This window comes from Variovorax sp. GW821-FHT09A10 (genome assembly GCF_059418385.1).
The window spans coordinates 287,249-303,127 of the sequence record NZ_JBWKPT010000004.1 but is presented as its reverse complement, the minus strand read 5'-3'; the positions used below and the strand labels follow the sequence as shown (position 1 = coordinate 303,127).

Below are 15,879 nucleotides of genomic sequence, written 5' to 3'. Positions count from 1 at the left end.
GCCGCATGAACAACGCACACACCCCTCAACGGCTCCACGCGCTCGACAACCTCCGCGCCCTGATGATGTGGCTCGGCATCGTGCTGCACGTGGCGATCAACCACCTCACCGTCGCCTCGCCGCTGCCCTGGCGCGACCCGAAGACCTCGCCGGTCGCCGACCTGCTGCTGCTCTTCATCCACAGCTTTCGCATGCCGGTGTTCTTCGTGCTGGCGGGCTTCTTCGTCGCGCTGCTGGTCGAGCGGCGCGGCGCCCACGGCATGCTGAAGAACCGCAGCCTGCGGCTCGCGCTGCCCTTCGCGATCTTCTGGCCACTGCTGTTCGTGGGGACCACGGTGCTGGCGATGGTCTACATCCACCTGACCGTGCGCGGCGTGCCGGGCATCGACACCGCACTCACGCCTGCGCGGCAACCCGGCGGTTCGCCCTTCAACACCATGCATCTGTGGTTCCTCTACCAGCTGTTCTGGTTCAGCGTGCTGGCCTGGGCCGGCGTGCGGCTGCAGCGTTTCGTGCCGGCGCGGCTGCGTGATGCGGTCGCCCGCGGCTTCGTGCGGCTCGCGGAACGCCGCTGGGGCTTCGCGGTGCTGGCGCTGCCGCTGGCGGTGACGGGCGCCTTCCATCCGTCCGGCTTCGTGATGGAGAGCGGCGCGTTCCTGCCGCCGTTCGCCGAGTGGGTGCAAAGCGGCCTGTTCTTCGTGTTCGGCTGGTACCTGCACCGCGATCAGGAGCGCCTGCTCGCGCGCTTCGCTGCGCGCTGCAAAGGCCATGCGCTGGCCGGACTGGTCTTCTTCCTTGTGACGCTCGCGCTGCTGGGCGCCATGCGCGGGCCCGGTGCGCACCGCCTGCCGCACCCCGAGTTCTGGATCGCCTTCACCTACAACGCGACCTCATGGCTCTGGAGCCTGGCGCTGATCGGCGGCTTCGTGCGCTACCTGCCGCGCCAGAACGCGGTGCTGGCGTACCTCTCGGAAAGCTCGTACTGGGTGTATCTCGTACACATGCTCGGCACCATCGGCTTCGGCATCCTGCTGTTCCACGCGCCGCTCGGCGCGCTCGCGAAGATGGGCCTCAACATCGCGGCCACCTCGCTCGTGGCGCTGGCGAGCTACCAGCTGCTGGTGCGCCACACCGTCATCGGCCGGCTGCTGAACGGTCAGCGCGCCGCAAACCGTTCCAGCAGGAAGTCGACAAAGGCGCGCGTTTTCGCCGCCAGGTGACGCGAGGGGTACACGGCGTACACCGGCGTGCGGTCGGCCTCCCAGTCTTCGAGCGCCGCCTGCAGGCGCCCCGCTACCAGCTCCTGCTCGACATAGATGCGCGGCACCAGGCTCAGGCCGAAGCCCGCGAGCAGGGCGTCGCGCACGGCGATGCTGGAGCTGACCTTGTAGCGCCCGTCGATCGGCACCGCCACGCTGCGTCCGGCGCGGCGGAAGGTCCATTTGTTCGCGTGGCCCGACAGGGTGAACTGCACGCACTCGTGGGCCTTCAGGTCTTCGGGCGCGGCAGGCCGGCCGTGGGCCGCGAAGTAGCCGGGCGCGCCGCACAGCACGTGGGTCATGGTCATGAGCTCGCGCGCGACCAGGCTCGAGTCTTCCAGCCGGTCGCTGCCGCGGATCGCGAGGTCGTAGCCCTCGCCGATCAGGTCGATGCGGGTGTCCTGCAGGTTCAGCTCCAGCCGCAGGTTGGGGTGGCGCGCCAGGAAGGCGGGGATGTGCGGCGAGATGCAGGTCAGCGCGAAGGTCAGCGGCGCGCTCACGCGCAGCACGCCGCCCGGGCTCGCGCCCACGGGCGCCAGCGCGGCGTCGGCCTCGTCCAGGTCGTCGAGGATGCGCGCGAGCCGCTCCACGTAGGCCGCGCCGGCCTCGGTGAGGCTCATGCTGCGCGTGGTGCGGTTGATCAGCCGCACCTTCAGGTGCGCCTCCAGCTCGGCGATGTTCTTGCTGACGGCCGCGGCCGACAGCCCCAGCTGCCGCGCGGCGCCGGCGAAGCTGCCCGCCGCGGCGGTGGTGCGAAAGACCTTGAGGGCGGTGAGATGGTCCATGGGCCGGCGCTCGATTGACGACTGTCAGTAAAGAATCAATTCATTATTCGAGCATTCACAACCACAGGTCAACGGCCTAGATTCGAGCCATGACCTCCTCCAACCGCACCACCGACGTCCTGCTCACCGCGATCGCGCCTGCGGTCTGGGGCAGCACCTACATCGTGACCACCGAGCTGCTGCCGGCGAACTACCCGCTGACGGTGGCGCTGCTGCGCGCACTACCGGCGGGCCTGCTGCTGATGCTCATCGTGCGCCAGCTGCCGCCCCGGGCGTGGTGGGGGCGCATCCTGCTGCTGGGCGCGCTGAACTTCTCGGTGCTGTGGGCGATGCTGTTCCTGGCCGCCTACCGGCTGCCGGGCGGCGTGGCGGCCACCATCACCTCGGTGCAGCCGCTGTTCGTGGTGTTCCTGGCCGGCCTGCTGCTGGGCGCGCCGGTGCGCGCGCTGTCGGTGGCGGCGGCCGTGATCGGCATGGGCGGGGTGGCGCTGCTGGTGCTCACGCCGAACGCCGCGCTCGACGCGCTGGGCATCGCCGCGGCGCTCGCGGCAGCGGTGTCGATGGCCTTCGGCACGGTGCTGAGCCGGCGCTGGCAGCCGCCGGTGTCGGCGCTGACCTTCACGGCCTGGCAGCTGACGGCCGGCGGCCTGCTGCTGCTGCCGGTGGCGCTGTGGCTGGAACCGCCGCTGCCGGCGCTCACGGCGATGAACTGGGTCGGCTTCGCCTGGCTCGGCCTGGTCGGCGCCGCGCTCACCTACATCGTGTGGTTCCGCGGCGTGGCGCGGCTGGAGCCCTCGGCGATCGCGCCGCTGGCCTTCCTGAGCCCGGTGACGGCGGTGATCCTGGGCTGGGCCTTGCTGGGCCAGAGCCTGTCGGGCTGGCAGATGGCGGGCATCGGCATCGTGATCGCGAGCATCTGGCTGAGCCAGCAGGCGCAGCGCGGTGCGCAGCCGGTGCCGGCGGTGCAGCCCGCACCGAGTCGTTGAGGTTTCAGCCCACAGGGGCGGCGCGGCGCAGCAGCTGCAGGTAGCCGGGCTGCACTTCCATGCGCGCCGTCGCGCCCTGGCGCTGCAGCAGGCGGTGCGCCTTCGGGAGCGCCCAGCAGGGCAGGTTGGTGAACATGTGGTGCTCGCAGTGGTAGTTGACCCAGTAGGGCGCCACGAAGATGCGTTCGAGCCAGCCGGCGTGCGTGGTGCGCGCCTGGCGCAGCGGATCGGCCTCGTTCTGCGCCACCAGCGCATGCTCGGCGATGTTGCGCACGCGGCTCACGAGCGGCAGCCAGGTCGCCATCGGCAGCAGCCACATCAGCACCCAGGCCCACCAGTAGCCCGCCACGGCGAAGGCCAGCAGGCCCAGGCCGTTGCCGATGAGGAAACGCCTGTCCTTCGCCAGCTCGCGCCCGAACACGCGCAGCGCCGATTCGCCCGGCGCACGTTGACGCAGGGCGTCGGCGATGTGCCCGAAGCGCTGCTTGTAGAAGGTCTGGCCGCTGAGGTCGCGCACGACCTTGCGCCACATCGAATCGCGCGAGATCGGGAAGGGCGCCGACAGCACGAGGTCGGGGTCTTCGGTCTGCTGCACGAAGCGGTGGTGCTGCAGGTGGTAGGGCCGGTAGTCGCGCAGCGTGGGCGAGCACAGCCAGTAGCCGACCCAGTCGTTCACCTTGCGGTTGCGGTGCAGCCCCGCGTGCGCGGCGTCGTGCATGAGGATGAACAGGCCCAGCTGGCGCGCGCCGACGATCGGCACCATGAGCGGAATGGTCCACGGCCACACGATGCCCACGAGCATCGCGGCGCCGATCACGCCCCAGCAGTGCGCCACCAGCCACAGGCCCCGCCAGGACGAGCGCGCGGTGAGCGATTGCCACTCGTCGGGGGTGAAGAAGTCTTCGGGTCGAGCGCGGGGTGCAGCGGCCATCGGGCCAGTATGCGGCGAAGGCGCCGGCAGATCACGCGTAGTTCCCCGGTGTGGGCGGGGGCAGGCGAGGCCCTTCGGCCTACTTGTCGATGATTTTTCGGGCGAAGACTTCGAGGTAGTCCATGAGCCGCTCGGCGCCCGCGATGGCCGCGGCCTCGTCGCCGGTGGCGATGCCCTGCGCCAGTTCGAGGTGCGCGTTCGCGCCTTCGACGATCTCGCCCTCGTGCTGGTAGGCGTACCAGAAGCGCCGGCACTGCACGATCAGCGGCACCACCGCCTTCACCGCCGAGTCGTTGTGGCTCGCCTGGTGGGTGACGAGATCGAGCGCGCGGTCGGCCTGCATGTAGTCGTTCAGGTCGCCGCGGCCCGCGGCCTCGACCATGGCCTCGGCGCAGCGCACGATGGCCTGGCGCTGCGGCGCGGTGGCGCGGCGCGCGGCGCAGGCGGCAATCAGCTGCTCGAGCACGCGGCGGGTCTGGATCACGTCCAGGTGGTCGGCCAGGTCGATGGTCGACACCAGCAGCCCGCGGCGCGGCTGCTGCACGATGAGGCCGATCGACACCATGCGCATCAGCGCCTCGCGCACCGGCGTGCGGCCCAGGCCCGTGCGCTCGGCCAGCTCGGCCTCGACGATCTGGCTGCCGGGCTCCAGCTGCATGGTGGACAGCAGCGCCTCGATGGCGTCGTAGGCCAGGTCGGCCGCGCGGCGCTTGGGCGGGGGTCGGGGAGCGGTCTTCGGGGCGGCCATGGTGGGGATGTGGATGTGCTCGTGCGTGTACTGAGGCGGGGCCGTCATTGTCGGGCGTCGCCGGGCGCTGCGAGCCCGGCCAGTGTCTCGATGCGGACCGGCACCAGCGGCGGGCGCGGCGCGGGCGGCGTCCAGCCGAACAGGAACTGCGCCGCGTCGCCGCACACGCGCCCCTGGCAGGCGCCCATGCCGCAGCGGCGGTGCAGCTTGGCATCGGTCCAGCCGGTGCAGGCCGAGAGCGCGGCAAAGGGCACGTCCTCGCAGCGGCACACGAGCGTGTCGGGGCGGGGCAGGGCCTTGAGGTCGTCGGCCAGCGCGAAGCGGCGGTGCAGCTGGGCGGCGAAGGCGTCCCAGCGGGCGCGTTCGCGGTCGTGGGTGCGGGCCTTCGCGGCCTCGCCGACGGCGGCGTGACCGGCGATGGTGCCCTGCACCAGCGCGCGCTCGCTGCCACCGAAGCCGGTGCACTCGCCCGCCGCGTAGATGTCCGCGACGCTCGTGGCCTGCAGCGCGTCGACCGCGAGCCCCGGCCCCGCGAGCGCGCAGCCGAGCAGCTGACCGAGCTGCGTGTTGGGCGTGAGCCCGAAACCGCAGGCGATGCGATCGCAGGCCATCTCGACCTCGCGGCTGCCCTGGCGCAGCCGCACCGATTCGACCTGCGTCGTGCCTTGCGCCGAGACGATGCGCGACGCGGTGCGGTAGCGCGCATCGGCCAGCGTGAGCGCCTGGACAGCCTTGCCGGGCCAGCGCACGAGGCTGGCACCGAAGGCTGCGACCGAGGCGAACGAGGCCTGCTCGGCGATGCGCAGCACCTGCGCGCCCGCGGCCTTGGCCGTGGCGGCGGCGGCCAGCAGCAAGGGCCCGCTGCCGGCGATGACGATGCGTTCGCCCTCGACCGGGAGGCCGGCCTTGATCAGCGCTTGCAGCCCGCCCGCGCCCGTCACGCCGGGCAGCGTCCAGCCGGGGAAGGGCAGCAGCAGTTCGCGGGCGCCGGTGCACAGGACGAGCTTTGTCCATCGCATGCGCGTCGCACCCTCGGCGTCTTCGAGCAGCAATTCATGCGAAGCAGGCGCAGCGACGACGCGCGTGCCGCTGCGCACGCGGATGTCCGCGTGGCGTGTGAGTGCCTCGCGCCACTGACGTGCCGCCGGTGGCAGCGACGCGCCCGGGCCGTCGCGCCAGATCTGTCCGCCGGGCGCGGGGTTGTCGTCGATCACCACGACCGACGCACCACTGGCCGCTGCCGCCACGGCCGCGGCCATGCCCGCGGGGCCCGCGCCGACGACCAGCACATCGCAGGTGTCGAACGCCACGCCGCTCATGCCGTCGTCTCCACGCGCATGCCCTCGGCGCACACGGTCTGGCATGCGAGGCGGCGCCGCCCGTCGATCTGCACGCGGCATTCCTGGCACACGCCCATGCCGCAGAACGGCGCGCGCGGCTGGCCCGTGACCGAGGTGCGCGCCGCGCCCATGCCGCCGGCGATGCGCAAGGCGGCGGCGACCGAACTGCCGGCCTTCACGCGCACGGGCTGGCCATCGATGTGCAGTTGCGTCTGATCGCTCATGCCCTCTCCCGCAGACCGCGCGGCGCATACGGCGCGGCGTCGAAATCGGGTGTCACACCAGTCATCAGCGCCGCGAGCACATGCGCGCTGCCCGGCGCCGTGGTCACGCCCAGCCCTTCGTGGCCGACCGCGAGCCAGAGCTTCTCGCGCCACGGGTGCCTGCCCAGCAGCGGCAGGCCGTCGGGCGAGGCGGCGCGCAGGCCGGTCCATGCGCGCACGGCGTTCAGGTCGGCGAGCCCCGGCAGGTAGTCGAGCGTGCGCTGCAGCATGCGCGCGAGCATCGGCGCCTCGACGGCCAGGTCGGTCGTGTCGAACTGGCGCGACGAGCCCACCAGCAGCTGCCCCGTGGGGCGCGGCTGCACGTTGAAGGCGACCGAGTCGCCGTCACTGTGGTGCGCGCTGGTCACGTAGCCGAGTTCGACGAGCTGGTGGCGCACCGTGCCGGGGTAGCGGTCGGTGATGAGCAGGTGGCCCTTCTTCGGGCGGATCGGCAGTTCGGGGCACAGCGTCGTCGCCTCGATGCCGTTGGCGAGCACGACCTGCGGCGCGGTGCGGCGGCTGCCGTCGGCCAGGCGCAGCGTGCCGTCGTCCTCGATGGCCTCGACCTTCGCGTGTTCGACATGCACCAATGCCGCATGCTGCGCGAGCAGCCAGCGCGCCGCGTTCGGCGCATAGAGGATGCCGTCGCCCGGCACTTCGAGCGCACCCGACAGGCCGGGGCGCAGGGCGGGCTCGGCGCGCGCGAGTTCGGCCGCAGTCAGCAGCCGGCTCTCGATGCCGAGCGCGCCCAGCCGCTGCTGCTTGCGTTCGGCCTCGGCCATTTCCTCGTCGTTCGCCGCGATCCAGAGCGTGCCGCAGGGGCTGTAGGCGCAGTCGGCGCCCAGGCGCGGCGCGAGGGCGCGCCACTGCGCGACCGAATGGCGGCTGAGTTCGAGTTCGGCCGCGTTGTCGTCCATCACCACGAGGTGGCCCATGCCCGCGCCGGTAGCACCGCCCAGGCGCGCATCGAGCACGCACACGCGGCGCCCGGCCTGCGCCAGTGCATGGGCACACGCCGCGCCGACGATGCCGGCGCCGATGACGATGACGTCCGCGTCCATGCGCCCCGGTGTCAGAGGCGGATGCCCCAGCCGAAGGGGTCTTCGTCGTCGATGAGCAATGTGGCTTCGGCACTGATGTGCGCACGGCCGCGCAGCGTGGGAATGACCCGGTCGCCGTCCATCGCGTAGCTCGCCTCGAAGACGCTGCCGATCACGCTGGCCTGCCGCCACACCGCGCCCGGCGCGAGCTTGCCGTCGGCCGCGAGGCAGGCGATCTTGGCGCTGGTGCCGGTGCCGCAGGGCGAGCGGTCATAGGCGTTGCCGGGGCACAGCACGAAGTTGCGGCTGTCGGCGCCTTGGTCATCGTTCGCGAAGAGTTCGATGTGGTCGATCTCCGCGCCCTCAGCGCCCGTGATGCCCTGCGCCGCCAGCGCCTGGCGCAAGGCGGCGGTGTAGTCGGTCAGCGCCGCGAGGTTGTCGCTTGCCACGCGCTGGCCGTGCTCGCTCACGAGGAAGAACCAGTTGCCGCCCCACGCCACGTCGCCGCGCACCGTGCCGTGGCCCGGCAGCTCGACCGCCACCTGGTGCAGGTGCCGGTACGCGGGCACGTTGCGCACGCTCACCGAGCCGTCTTCATGCAGCGTGGTCGTGACCGTGCCCACGGGCGTCTCGATGCGGTGCTCGCCCACGCCGATGCGCCCCATGTGTGCCAGGCTCGCGACCAGCCCGATGGTGCCGTGGCCGCACATGCCCAGGTAGCCGGCGTTGTTGAAGAAGACCACACCGGCCGCCGCATCGGGCGACACCGGCTCGCACAGCAGCGCGCCAACCACGACGTCGCTGCCGCGCGGCTCGAGCACGGCGGCGGCGCGCCACTTGTCATGCTGATCGGCCAGCAGCGCGCGGCGCTCGGCCATGGAGCCCTTTCCCAGATCGGGAAAGCCGCCGATCACAAGGCGCGTGGGCTCGCCGCCCGTGTGCGAGTCGATGACCTGGATGCGTTGCATACGTGTGGGGCTCACTCAGTAACTGGCGATCGGCACGGGGGCCGCGTTCTTGAAGGTGAAGACGGTGATGGGCGCCTGCTTCATGTTGCCCTTGTCGTCGTACGCGTAGGTGGCGGCCACGCCCTTGTAGGTGGCCTTGTAGAGCTCGGCGCCGACCTTGTCGGGGTCGATGGCGTTGGCCTTCTTCATCGACTCGCCGATGAACAGCACCTGGTCGTAGTACGAGGCGGCGTACGCGTCGGGATCGACGTTGAAGCGCTTCTTGAACTTCTCCTTGAAGGCCGGACCGCTTTGCGCCTTCTCGAGCATGGAGCCGCCCTGCGCGCAGAACACCAGGTCGTTCACCGCGTCGCCGCCGATCTTGCCGGTGGCCGGGCTGCACACGGTGTCGCCGCCCAGCAGCTTGCCGGGCACGGCCAGCTGCTTCATCTGGCGCGCCATGGGCGCGGCCTGCGGCGCGTAGCCGCCGAAGAAGATCGCCTCGGGCGCCTTGCCCTTCATGTTGGTCAGGATGGCGGTGAAATCGACGGCCTTGTCGGTGGTGAACTCCTGGCCCACGATGGTGAGGCCCTGCTTCTTCGCTTCCTTGGTGAACTCTTCGGCGAGGCCCTGGCCGAAGGCCGTGCGGTCGTCGATCACGCCGACCTTCTTCACCTTCAGTTCCTTGGCCGCGTACACGGCCATGGCGCCGCCGATCTGGTTGTCGCTGGCGATGATGCGGTACAGGTTCTTGTAGCCGCCCTGCGTGACCTTCGGGTTGGTGCCCACGGTGGACACCAGCGTGCCGCCGTCGCTGTAGATGCGCGAGGCCGGAATGGCCACGCCCGAGCAGTACGGGCCCATGACGAACTTGACGCCGTCGTCGACGAACTTCTGCGCCACGCTCACGCCGGTCTTGGCGTCGCACTGGTCGTCTTCGGAGACCAGCTCGAACTTCAGCGTCTTGCCGCCGACGCTGAGCTTCTTCGCGTTGAGCTCCTCGATGGCCAGGCGGATGCCGTTTTCATTGTCCTTGCCCGCGAAGGCGTTGGGACCCGACAGCGGACCGCTGTGGCCGATCTTGACCACCTGCTCCTGGGCCTGCGCGGGACTGGCCACGGCCAGGGCGACCAGGCCCGCGAGACTGAGTGAGGAAACCATGCCTGCTTGTGACTTCATGCTTCTTCCTAGGGTTGGGAACAATGAAAAACGACAGGGCCCGGCTGCATGGAGACCTGTCTCAGTTTAAATATATTAAGCACATATCTTGTGGATATCTGTGGGGCAAGCGCTCTTTCGGTCGTTGGGGTTCTGTGATATCTGTGAACGAACGGGCCGTTCGGGGCGCGATCACGCCGACGGGGCACCTTGCTCCGCGAATGTCCCCCGGCCTGCGGCCTCCTCCTTAATTTCGCTGCGCAAGGCACCCCATCGGCGTGACCGTTGTCAGCCACGGTCGTTGATCGGCGAGCACCCGCAGCGTGCCCTCGTGCGCAGGGCATCGGGTGCTCCCCGCAGCGAAATCAAGGAGGAGGGGCGCAGCCCCGGGGGACATTCGCGGAGGGGAGTACCCGGTGTCCTGTGCACGCGCCCCGAACAAGAGCGCCAAAAAACCAAGGAACAAAAGGTCAGTCGACCTTCGCCCCCGAAGCCTTCACCACCACCCCCATCGCATCCCAATCCGCACGCAGCAGCTTCTGGAAGGCGTCGGCGCTCTGGCTGCGCGGCTCCACGCCCAGGCGCTTGAAGCGTTCCTGGATCGCCGGATCGGCCAGCACCTTGTTGGCCGCCGCGTTGATGCGCTCGACCTCGGCCTTCGGCGTGCCCGCCGGTGCCAGCAGGCCAATCCACGAATCGAAGGCGTAGCCCGGCAGGCCGCTCTCGCCCACCGTCGGCAGCTTCGGCAGGAAGGGGCTGCGCGACTGGCCCGTGGAGGCCAGCAGCTTCATGCGCGCGTCGTCCTGGAAGCCCATCACGCCGATGCTCGACGAGATCACCGCCTGCACGCGGCCCGCGAGCACTTCGTTCACGGCTTCGCCGGTCGACTTGGTCGGGATGTGCGTCATCTGCAGACCCGCCTTCGCGAGGAACGACGCCATCGCCAGGTGCGTGGCGCTGCCGTTGCCGGCCGAGGCGTAGTTGTACTTGCCGGGGTTGGCCTTGACCTCCTTGATGAAGTCGGCCGTGCTCGCCACATTCATGCCGCTGGCCACCGCCAGCACGTAGCCCGCGTTGCCCACGTTGGCCACGCCGACGAAGTCCTTCAGCGGGTCGTAGGGCAGCTTGCTGTACAGGAAGCCCGCGATGTTGTGGCTGGCCGCCGCCAGCACCAGCGTGTTGCCGTCGGCCGGCGCCTTGGCCACCACCGCCGCGCCCACCGTGCCGCCCGCGCCCGCGCGGTTCTCGACGATGGCGCTGCCGCCGAGCGCGACGCCCAGCTCGTTGTTGAAGGCGCGTGCCACCGTGTCCTGCACGGCGCCCGTGCCGAAGGGCACGATGATGTGGATCACGCGCTGCTGTGCGTGCGCGGCACCAAGGCCGCCCAGGGCCACGGCGGCTGCAAGCGCAGCCAGCGAACGTCGGGTGAACAGGGGAAAAGTCATCGAGGTGGCCGCTTTCATCGTCAACAAAAAAGTTGTTTTTCAGGTGCCCGACGGCAGCCAGCGCTGCACCAGCTTCACGAAGTAGCTGGCACCGATCGGGATGATCTCGTCGTTGAAGTCGAACGAGGTGTTGTGGATGATGCAAGGGCCGGGCCCGTGGCCATCGAGCCGGTGGTCGCCGTCGCCATTGCCCAGGAACGCATAGCAGCCGGGCCGCGCGAGCAGCATGTGGGCGAAGTCTTCGGCGCCCATCACGGCGGGGAAGTTGTCGGTGACCATGTCGTCGCCCACCACCTCGCGCATCACGCCGGCGGCAAAGCGCGCCTCGGCCGGATGGTTCACGGTCGGCGGCGAGGAGCGGTTGAAGTACACCTCGGCCGTGCAGCCATGCGCCGCCGCCACGCCGGCCGCCACTTCGCGCAGCCGCGCCTCGAGCTTGTCGATGGCCTCGATGGAAAAGGTGCGGATCGTGCCGCCCACCGTCGCCACATCGGGAATCACGTTCGGCGCGTCCGAGCCCTGCAGCTGCGTGACCGCCAGCAGTGCGCGCTCGGTGCTGGGAATGGTGCGCGCCACGATGGTCTGCAACTGCTGCGCCAGCGTGACCACCGCGGCCACCGGGTCGATGCCGGTGTGCGGCATCGAGGCGTGCGTGCCGCGCCCGCGCACGGTGATCTTGTAGGTGTTGCTCGATGCCATCAACGCGCCTTCGTTGAGCGCGAAGCGGCCCACGTCGCCGACAGGAAAGTTGTGCAGCCCGAAGACCGCGTCGCACGGAAAGCGCTCGAACAGGCCCTCGTCGATCATCTTCTTGGCGCCCGCCTTGCCCATCTCTTCGGCGGGCTGGAAGATGAAATGCACGGTGCCGTCGAAGTCATGAGGACCTTGTTGCGACAGGTGCCAGGCGGCGGCCAGCAGCATCGTCGTGTGGCCGTCGTGGCCGCAGGCGTGCATGCGGCCGGGGTTCGTCGACTTGTGGGCGAACGCGTTGGCCTCGTGCAGCGGCAGCGCGTCCATGTCGGCGCGCAGGCCGATGGTGCGGCTGCCCGTGCCCTTGCGCAGCACGCCGACGAGGCCCGTGCCCGCGATACCGCGATGCACCTCGATGCCCCATTCAGTGAGCAGGCTCGCGACCTTCTCGGAGGTGCGGTGCTCCTCGAAACCGAGCTCGGGGTGCGCGTGGATGTCGCGCCGGATGTCGATGAAACGGGTGGCGTGGGCGGCGAAGGCGTCGACAAGATTCATGGCGGGCGGCTGCGGGATCGTTCGCGAAAAACAGAAGCGAACGATTCTGGCGCAGCCGCCCGCGCGGCGCATGCTGGCTTACGCGCGGTTCAGGCTAGCGGAGCCGGCCTTCCTCGCGCAGCTTCGCGCCGATGCGGCGGATCTCGGCCTCGCCCCGGTCGAGCGTCGCGCGACTGGTGTGGACCGAGTAGTGGCCCATCACCAGCTCGTGCGGATGCGGCACCGCCGAGCCGAGCACGAAGGCCGTGTCGCCCTGCGCCACGACGTCGATGGCCGCACCGGACTCTTCGAACACCGCGAGCTCGCCCGTGCCGATGAGGCCGCCGGTGCCGTCGCCCGCGTCGAGCCGGCCCGCGTTCACCGCGACCCAGCCCACCGTGTGGCCGGCGGGCGGCGTGTAGCGCCAGCGTTCGCCGTCCTTGAGCTGCACGGCCAGGTAGTTCATCGGCGAGGGCGCCGGAATGGGGCTCTGCGCCGCGCCATAACGCCCGAGCAGCACGCGCGCCGGGCCATCCTGCGGCACCTGCGAGGGCGCGAGGTAGATGCTCTGCGCGGGCGCGTTTTCTTCAGCGGCCGGCAGCGCTACCCAGAGCTGGAAGCCCTGCACGCGCGTCACGCCCGGCGCCGGTGCGCCCGTGTGCCACACGCCGTTGCCGGCACGCATCCACTCGACGCCGCCGCCGCGCAGCACGCCTTGTTCGCCCGTCGTGTCCTCGTACAGCGTGTCGCCTTCGATCAGCCAGGTCAGCGTGGCGATGCCCGAGTGCGGGTGCAGGCCGAAGCCCTTGTGGCCGCCGTCGACGTCGAAACCGAACAGGTCGAGGAACACGAAGGGCTTGAGGTACTCGCCCAGGTCGCCGGGGCTCATGAGCCGCGTGATCGGCCCGTGCTTGGCGCCGCGCGTGCGGTAGACGATGGCGCGGGTGTCGGTGGCAACAGCGGTGGTCATGCAGCCTCCCTGGCGGTCTTCAGTGCGCGGGTCCACCACGCCATGTCGTCGAGCAGGCCCGTGGCCGACTGCGCCAGGTGCGGGAAATCGTCGAAGGACTTGCCCTGCTGCCAGATGCCGAGGAACTCGACCATGCCGATGTGCACCGCGTGGCGCACCGGCGCCATCTGCATCTCGACCGCGACCAGCCGCAGCTGCTCCACCGCCCGCGCCGCGCCCACGCCGCCGTAGCCCACGAAACCGATCGGCTTGCGGATGAACTCCTTGTAGGCCCAGTCGATCGCGTTCTTCAGCACCGCGCTCGGGCCGTGGTTGTACTCGGGCGTGACGATGATCAGCCCGTCGAAGGTGGCCAGCTTGGCCTGCCAGCGCTGCGCGGCCTCGTTCTTCACCGGGCCCCAGGCGGGCGCGCCGGCTTCGTTGAAAAAGGGCAGCGGGTGCTCGCGCAGGTCGACCAGCTCGAAGGCGAGGTCGGTGCGCTGCTTCGCGATCTCGTGGATCCAGTGCGCGGGCTTCTCGCCGAAACGGCCCTCGCGGGTCGAGCCGATGACGATGCCGATGCGGGGTTGTTGTTGTTGCTGTCCGGTCATGGGGTGCGTGCTCCTGAATGAAATGGGGGTGGTCAAAGGCCGGGAAGGCCATGGACTGAAGGTTAGGCACGCCCGCATTGATCGACTAGACGGTAGAGTCGGATTGCACTCGTCCACCAACAGAAGTAATCGACCCCGCCATGCTCGACCTCAACGACATCGCCGTCTTCGTGCAGGTGGTGCGCCACGGCAGCTTTGCCGAGGCCGGCCGCCGGCTGGGCCTGCCGCCCAACACCGTGAGCCGGCGCATCCAGCAGCTGGAGGCGCAGCTCGGAACCCGGTTGCTGCAGCGCTCGACCCGCAAGCTCACGCTCACCGGCGCCGGACAGGCCTTTCACGAACGCTGCGCCGAGGCGGTCGACGGGCTGCTCGAAGCCGGGCAGGCGCTCATCACCGGCAGCCAGGAACCCAGCGGCCGGGTGCGCGTGGCGGCCACGGCCGATTTCTTCGACTTCTTCCCCATGGCCTGGGTGGCCGACTTCCTGGCGGCGCACCCGCTGGTGCGCGTCGAGTTCGTGCTCAGCGACGCCAGGGCCGACCTGATCGCCGAGCAGATCGACATCGCCTTCCGCGGCGGCGCACTGGCCGACTCGGGATACGTCGCCCGCCAGCTGCTCGGCCCGCGCACCGACGGCCTCGTCGCCAGCCCCGCCTACCTGGCCGCGCGCGGCACGCCCGCCACGCTGGGCGAGCTGTCCGATCACGACTGCGTGACCCCCGCCCACGCCAGCGGCCGCACCACGTGGCGCCTGACCGGGCCCGAGGGGAAGGAAGAAGAGGTGCAGGTCGGCGGCCGCTTCAGCGGCAACACCGCGCAGGCACTGCGCAAGGCCGCCATCGCCGGCCTGGGCATCGCGCTGCTGCCACCGGCCATGGGGCGGCTCGATGTGGAGGCCGGGCGGCTGGTGCCGGTGCTGCCGCAGTACCAGCGCACCGGGCATGGGCTGAGCGTGGTCTACCCGAGCCGCAAGCACCTGCCGCGGGCGGTGTCGGCGTTCATTGCGGTGGTGACGCAGAAGCTGCGGGAGGAGGAGGCGTTGCCGGACGTGTGGCGGGCTACCTCAAGGCTTACAGCTTGATCGGCTTGAACTTGGCGCCCGTCCGATGCGAGAACGGCACTGACAACATGCCGCCCGCCTGGATCTGTGCTTGGGTGACGATTTGCGGCCACCACCCGATCAAGCGCTCTGCTTTTGTCCAAAACGGCTGACCACTCCACTGCTTTTCCAGCACGAAGACCATGTGCCCGCCCTTACGCAGTGCCTCGCGCTCGGCGTTGTGGTGCTTCTTGAAGCGGTCGATGGACACAATGCACCACGGACCTGTTTTGGTCAGCTCACCAATCCAGTCCACGTCCTGGGCGTCAGATCTGAAGAGGTCGGTGAGATGCACGACTTGTTCAACTTCATCTTTGATCGAACCGCATAGGCCAGCGATGCCACGAGCGAAGTGTGGCGACAGATTCGCATCAAAAAAGAACTTCAGGCCCGTAGCCGCTCCTCAAATCGAACGGCAGCATCTACATGCTTGGGGTCGATTTCAAATTGTCGCGCCACCGCTTTTCGATCACGCCCTTCGGCGATGAAAGCATCGAACAAGGTATCGGTCGGAATGCTCGGGCCAACCACGATCGGCGTACCGAACTGACGCGAGGGGTCCAATGCGATGCCTCTGTTGCCAGGGGGATGCCACAAACGCGCCACATTCCCGTCGTACTCAATCCCGGCATAGAGAGAAGGCTTGATGACGTGGGTAAAAACGATTTGATGTGCTCGCACATCGATCAGCGTTTCATCGCCTGTGTCATCGACAGCCGATTCGAAGATCTTCCTTCCATCGGTCAAGAAACGACGTGTGGTCAACGGATAGTCTGTGTCCCAACTTTCACGCGCGGCCTCGATCGTAGCTTTGATCACGTGCAGGCTCACCCCTGCATCGGTGAAAGCACGCACCAGGCGAAGCTCCATCAAATCGCGAAAACCAATTGCAGGTTCATCGAAATCTGCGTCGGCCAATTGCGTTTTCCACAATGGGGCCGTGTGGCGATGACCTTCGCCATATTTCCAGCGATGGCCACGCATCCAACGCCGTACCGCTCGCGTTTCCGCACCGATCAAGCGCGCGGCTTGTCCCAGTGAATAGATTCCAGTGTCGAGCAAGTTCGGGGCGGGCATGTCGGGGAAAGTGTAGTGG

Annotated in this window: 17 protein-coding genes; 3 read left to right on the top strand and 14 right to left on the bottom strand. The window is 69.4% G+C overall.

The window, feature by feature from the left end; genetic code table 11:
• The first annotated feature begins 5 nt into the window (after positions 1–5).
• Positions 6–1,220, top strand: a complete 1,215-nt coding sequence (locus AC07Q9_RS18085) for an acyltransferase family protein (RefSeq protein ID WP_495311107.1) — start codon at positions 6–8, stop codon at positions 1,218–1,220.
• On the opposite strand, the gene AC07Q9_RS18080 is transcribed toward AC07Q9_RS18085, so the two are convergent.
• The gene (locus tag AC07Q9_RS18080; RefSeq protein WP_495311105.1) at positions 1,157–2,044 is read right to left on the bottom strand and encodes a LysR family transcriptional regulator; all 888 of its coding nucleotides are present in this window, start codon (positions 2,042–2,044) and stop codon (positions 1,157–1,159) included. The genes AC07Q9_RS18085 and AC07Q9_RS18080 overlap by 64 nt on opposite strands.
• 89 nt (positions 2,045–2,133) lie before the next feature.
• Here AC07Q9_RS18080 and AC07Q9_RS18075 point away from each other — a divergent pair, with 89 nt between their 5' ends.
• Positions 2,134–3,030, top strand: a complete 897-nt coding sequence (locus tag AC07Q9_RS18075; RefSeq protein ID WP_495311103.1) for an EamA family transporter — start codon at positions 2,134–2,136, stop codon at positions 3,028–3,030.
• 4 nt (positions 3,031–3,034) lie between these two features.
• On the opposite strand, the gene AC07Q9_RS18070 is transcribed toward AC07Q9_RS18075, so the two are convergent.
• From AC07Q9_RS18070 to AC07Q9_RS18020, 11 genes are all read right to left on the bottom strand, one after another.
• On the bottom strand, positions 3,035–3,961 hold the full coding sequence (locus AC07Q9_RS18070) for a fatty acid desaturase family protein (RefSeq protein WP_495311101.1): 927 nt from the start codon (positions 3,959–3,961) through the stop codon (positions 3,035–3,037).
• A gap of 79 nt (positions 3,962–4,040) precedes the next feature.
• A complete protein-coding gene (locus AC07Q9_RS18065) occupies positions 4,041–4,757 on the bottom strand; it encodes a GntR family transcriptional regulator (RefSeq protein ID WP_390347722.1) in 717 nt (238 codons plus the stop codon).
• A complete protein-coding gene (locus AC07Q9_RS18060; RefSeq protein WP_495311099.1) occupies positions 4,754–6,028 on the bottom strand; it encodes an FAD-dependent oxidoreductase in 1,275 nt (424 codons plus the stop codon). The genes AC07Q9_RS18065 and AC07Q9_RS18060 overlap by 4 nt, the downstream gene beginning before the upstream one ends.
• Positions 6,025–6,273, bottom strand: a complete 249-nt coding sequence (locus AC07Q9_RS18055) for a (2Fe-2S)-binding protein (RefSeq protein WP_495311098.1) — start codon at positions 6,271–6,273, stop codon at positions 6,025–6,027. Before AC07Q9_RS18055 ends, AC07Q9_RS18060 begins: the two co-directional genes overlap by 4 nt.
• Positions 6,270–7,373, bottom strand: a complete 1,104-nt coding sequence (locus AC07Q9_RS18050) for an NAD(P)/FAD-dependent oxidoreductase (RefSeq protein WP_495311095.1) — start codon at positions 7,371–7,373, stop codon at positions 6,270–6,272. Before AC07Q9_RS18050 ends, AC07Q9_RS18055 begins: the two co-directional genes overlap by 4 nt.
• Positions 7,374–7,384: 11 nt before the next feature.
• Complete coding sequence (locus AC07Q9_RS18045; RefSeq protein ID WP_495311094.1) at positions 7,385–8,320, bottom strand: 4-hydroxyproline epimerase; 936 nt, start codon at positions 8,318–8,320, stop codon at positions 7,385–7,387.
• A 15-nt stretch (positions 8,321–8,335) separates the two neighbouring features.
• Positions 8,336–9,478, bottom strand: a complete 1,143-nt coding sequence (locus AC07Q9_RS18040; RefSeq protein ID WP_095948363.1) for a branched-chain amino acid ABC transporter substrate-binding protein — start codon at positions 9,476–9,478, stop codon at positions 8,336–8,338.
• A gap of 449 nt (positions 9,479–9,927) precedes the next feature.
• Positions 9,928–10,902 (bottom strand): tripartite tricarboxylate transporter substrate-binding protein, encoded by a 975-nt coding sequence (locus AC07Q9_RS18035; protein ID WP_495311092.1) that lies wholly within the window; start codon positions 10,900–10,902, stop codon positions 9,928–9,930.
• 39 nt (positions 10,903–10,941) lie between these two features.
• Positions 10,942–12,147, bottom strand: a complete 1,206-nt coding sequence (locus AC07Q9_RS18030) for a M20 aminoacylase family protein (protein WP_495311091.1) — start codon at positions 12,145–12,147, stop codon at positions 10,942–10,944.
• A gap of 94 nt (positions 12,148–12,241) precedes the next feature.
• On the bottom strand, positions 12,242–13,096 hold the full coding sequence (locus AC07Q9_RS18025; protein WP_495311089.1) for a pirin family protein: 855 nt from the start codon (positions 13,094–13,096) through the stop codon (positions 12,242–12,244).
• Positions 13,093–13,686, bottom strand: a complete 594-nt coding sequence (locus tag AC07Q9_RS18020; protein ID WP_307695289.1) for an NADPH-dependent FMN reductase — start codon at positions 13,684–13,686, stop codon at positions 13,093–13,095. The genes AC07Q9_RS18025 and AC07Q9_RS18020 overlap by 4 nt, the downstream gene beginning before the upstream one ends.
• A gap of 140 nt (positions 13,687–13,826) precedes the next feature.
• Between AC07Q9_RS18020 and AC07Q9_RS18015 the strand changes: the two genes are divergently transcribed.
• Positions 13,827–14,765 (top strand): LysR family transcriptional regulator, encoded by a 939-nt coding sequence (locus AC07Q9_RS18015; RefSeq protein WP_495311086.1) that lies wholly within the window; start codon positions 13,827–13,829, stop codon positions 14,763–14,765.
• Here AC07Q9_RS18015 and AC07Q9_RS18010 read toward each other — a convergent pair.
• Both AC07Q9_RS18010 and AC07Q9_RS18005 read right to left on the bottom strand, forming a co-directional pair.
• Positions 14,755–15,171, bottom strand: coding sequence for a PIN-like domain-containing protein (locus AC07Q9_RS18010; RefSeq protein ID WP_495311417.1), 417 nt, complete (start codon positions 15,169–15,171; stop codon positions 14,755–14,757). The two genes, AC07Q9_RS18015 and AC07Q9_RS18010, sit on opposite strands and share 11 nt — an antisense overlap.
• Positions 15,168–15,860: a DUF433 domain-containing protein gene (locus AC07Q9_RS18005; protein ID WP_495311084.1), complete on the bottom strand. Its 693-nt coding sequence runs from the start codon at positions 15,858–15,860 to the stop codon at positions 15,168–15,170. Before AC07Q9_RS18005 ends, AC07Q9_RS18010 begins: the two co-directional genes overlap by 4 nt.
• Positions 15,861–15,879 lie beyond the last annotated feature (19 nt).

Bases quoted from the DNA above. Each gene is read 5' to 3' on its own strand.
- AC07Q9_RS18020 (WP_307695289.1), bottom strand. From the start codon at position 13,686: ATGACCGGACAGCAACAACAACAACCCCGCATCGGCATCGTCATCGGC.
- AC07Q9_RS18030 (WP_495311091.1), bottom strand. From the start codon at position 12,147: ATGAATCTTGTCGACGCCTTCGCCGCCCACGCCACCCGTTTCATCGAC.
- AC07Q9_RS18055 (WP_495311098.1), bottom strand. From the start codon at position 6,273: ATGAGCGATCAGACGCAACTGCACATCGATGGCCAGCCCGTGCGCGTG.
- AC07Q9_RS18065 (WP_390347722.1), bottom strand. From the start codon at position 4,757: ATGACGGCCCCGCCTCAGTACACGCACGAGCACATCCACATCCCCACC.
- AC07Q9_RS18040 (WP_095948363.1), bottom strand. From the start codon at position 9,478: ATGAAGTCACAAGCAGGCATGGTTTCCTCACTCAGTCTCGCGGGCCTG.
- AC07Q9_RS18005 (WP_495311084.1), bottom strand. From the start codon at position 15,860: ATGCCCGCCCCGAACTTGCTCGACACTGGAATCTATTCACTGGGACAA.
- AC07Q9_RS18015 (WP_495311086.1), top strand. From the start codon at position 13,827: ATGCTCGACCTCAACGACATCGCCGTCTTCGTGCAGGTGGTGCGCCAC.
- AC07Q9_RS18035 (WP_495311092.1), bottom strand. From the start codon at position 10,902: ATGACTTTTCCCCTGTTCACCCGACGTTCGCTGGCTGCGCTTGCAGCC.
- AC07Q9_RS18025 (WP_495311089.1), bottom strand. From the start codon at position 13,096: ATGACCACCGCTGTTGCCACCGACACCCGCGCCATCGTCTACCGCACG.
- AC07Q9_RS18075 (WP_495311103.1), top strand. From the start codon at position 2,134: ATGACCTCCTCCAACCGCACCACCGACGTCCTGCTCACCGCGATCGCG.
- AC07Q9_RS18045 (WP_495311094.1), bottom strand. From the start codon at position 8,320: ATGCAACGCATCCAGGTCATCGACTCGCACACGGGCGGCGAGCCCACG.
- AC07Q9_RS18080 (WP_495311105.1), bottom strand. From the start codon at position 2,044: ATGGACCATCTCACCGCCCTCAAGGTCTTTCGCACCACCGCCGCGGCG.
- AC07Q9_RS18085 (WP_495311107.1), top strand. From the start codon at position 6: ATGAACAACGCACACACCCCTCAACGGCTCCACGCGCTCGACAACCTC.
- AC07Q9_RS18050 (WP_495311095.1), bottom strand. From the start codon at position 7,373: ATGGACGCGGACGTCATCGTCATCGGCGCCGGCATCGTCGGCGCGGCG.
- AC07Q9_RS18060 (WP_495311099.1), bottom strand. From the start codon at position 6,028: ATGAGCGGCGTGGCGTTCGACACCTGCGATGTGCTGGTCGTCGGCGCG.
- AC07Q9_RS18070 (WP_495311101.1), bottom strand. From the start codon at position 3,961: ATGGCCGCTGCACCCCGCGCTCGACCCGAAGACTTCTTCACCCCCGAC.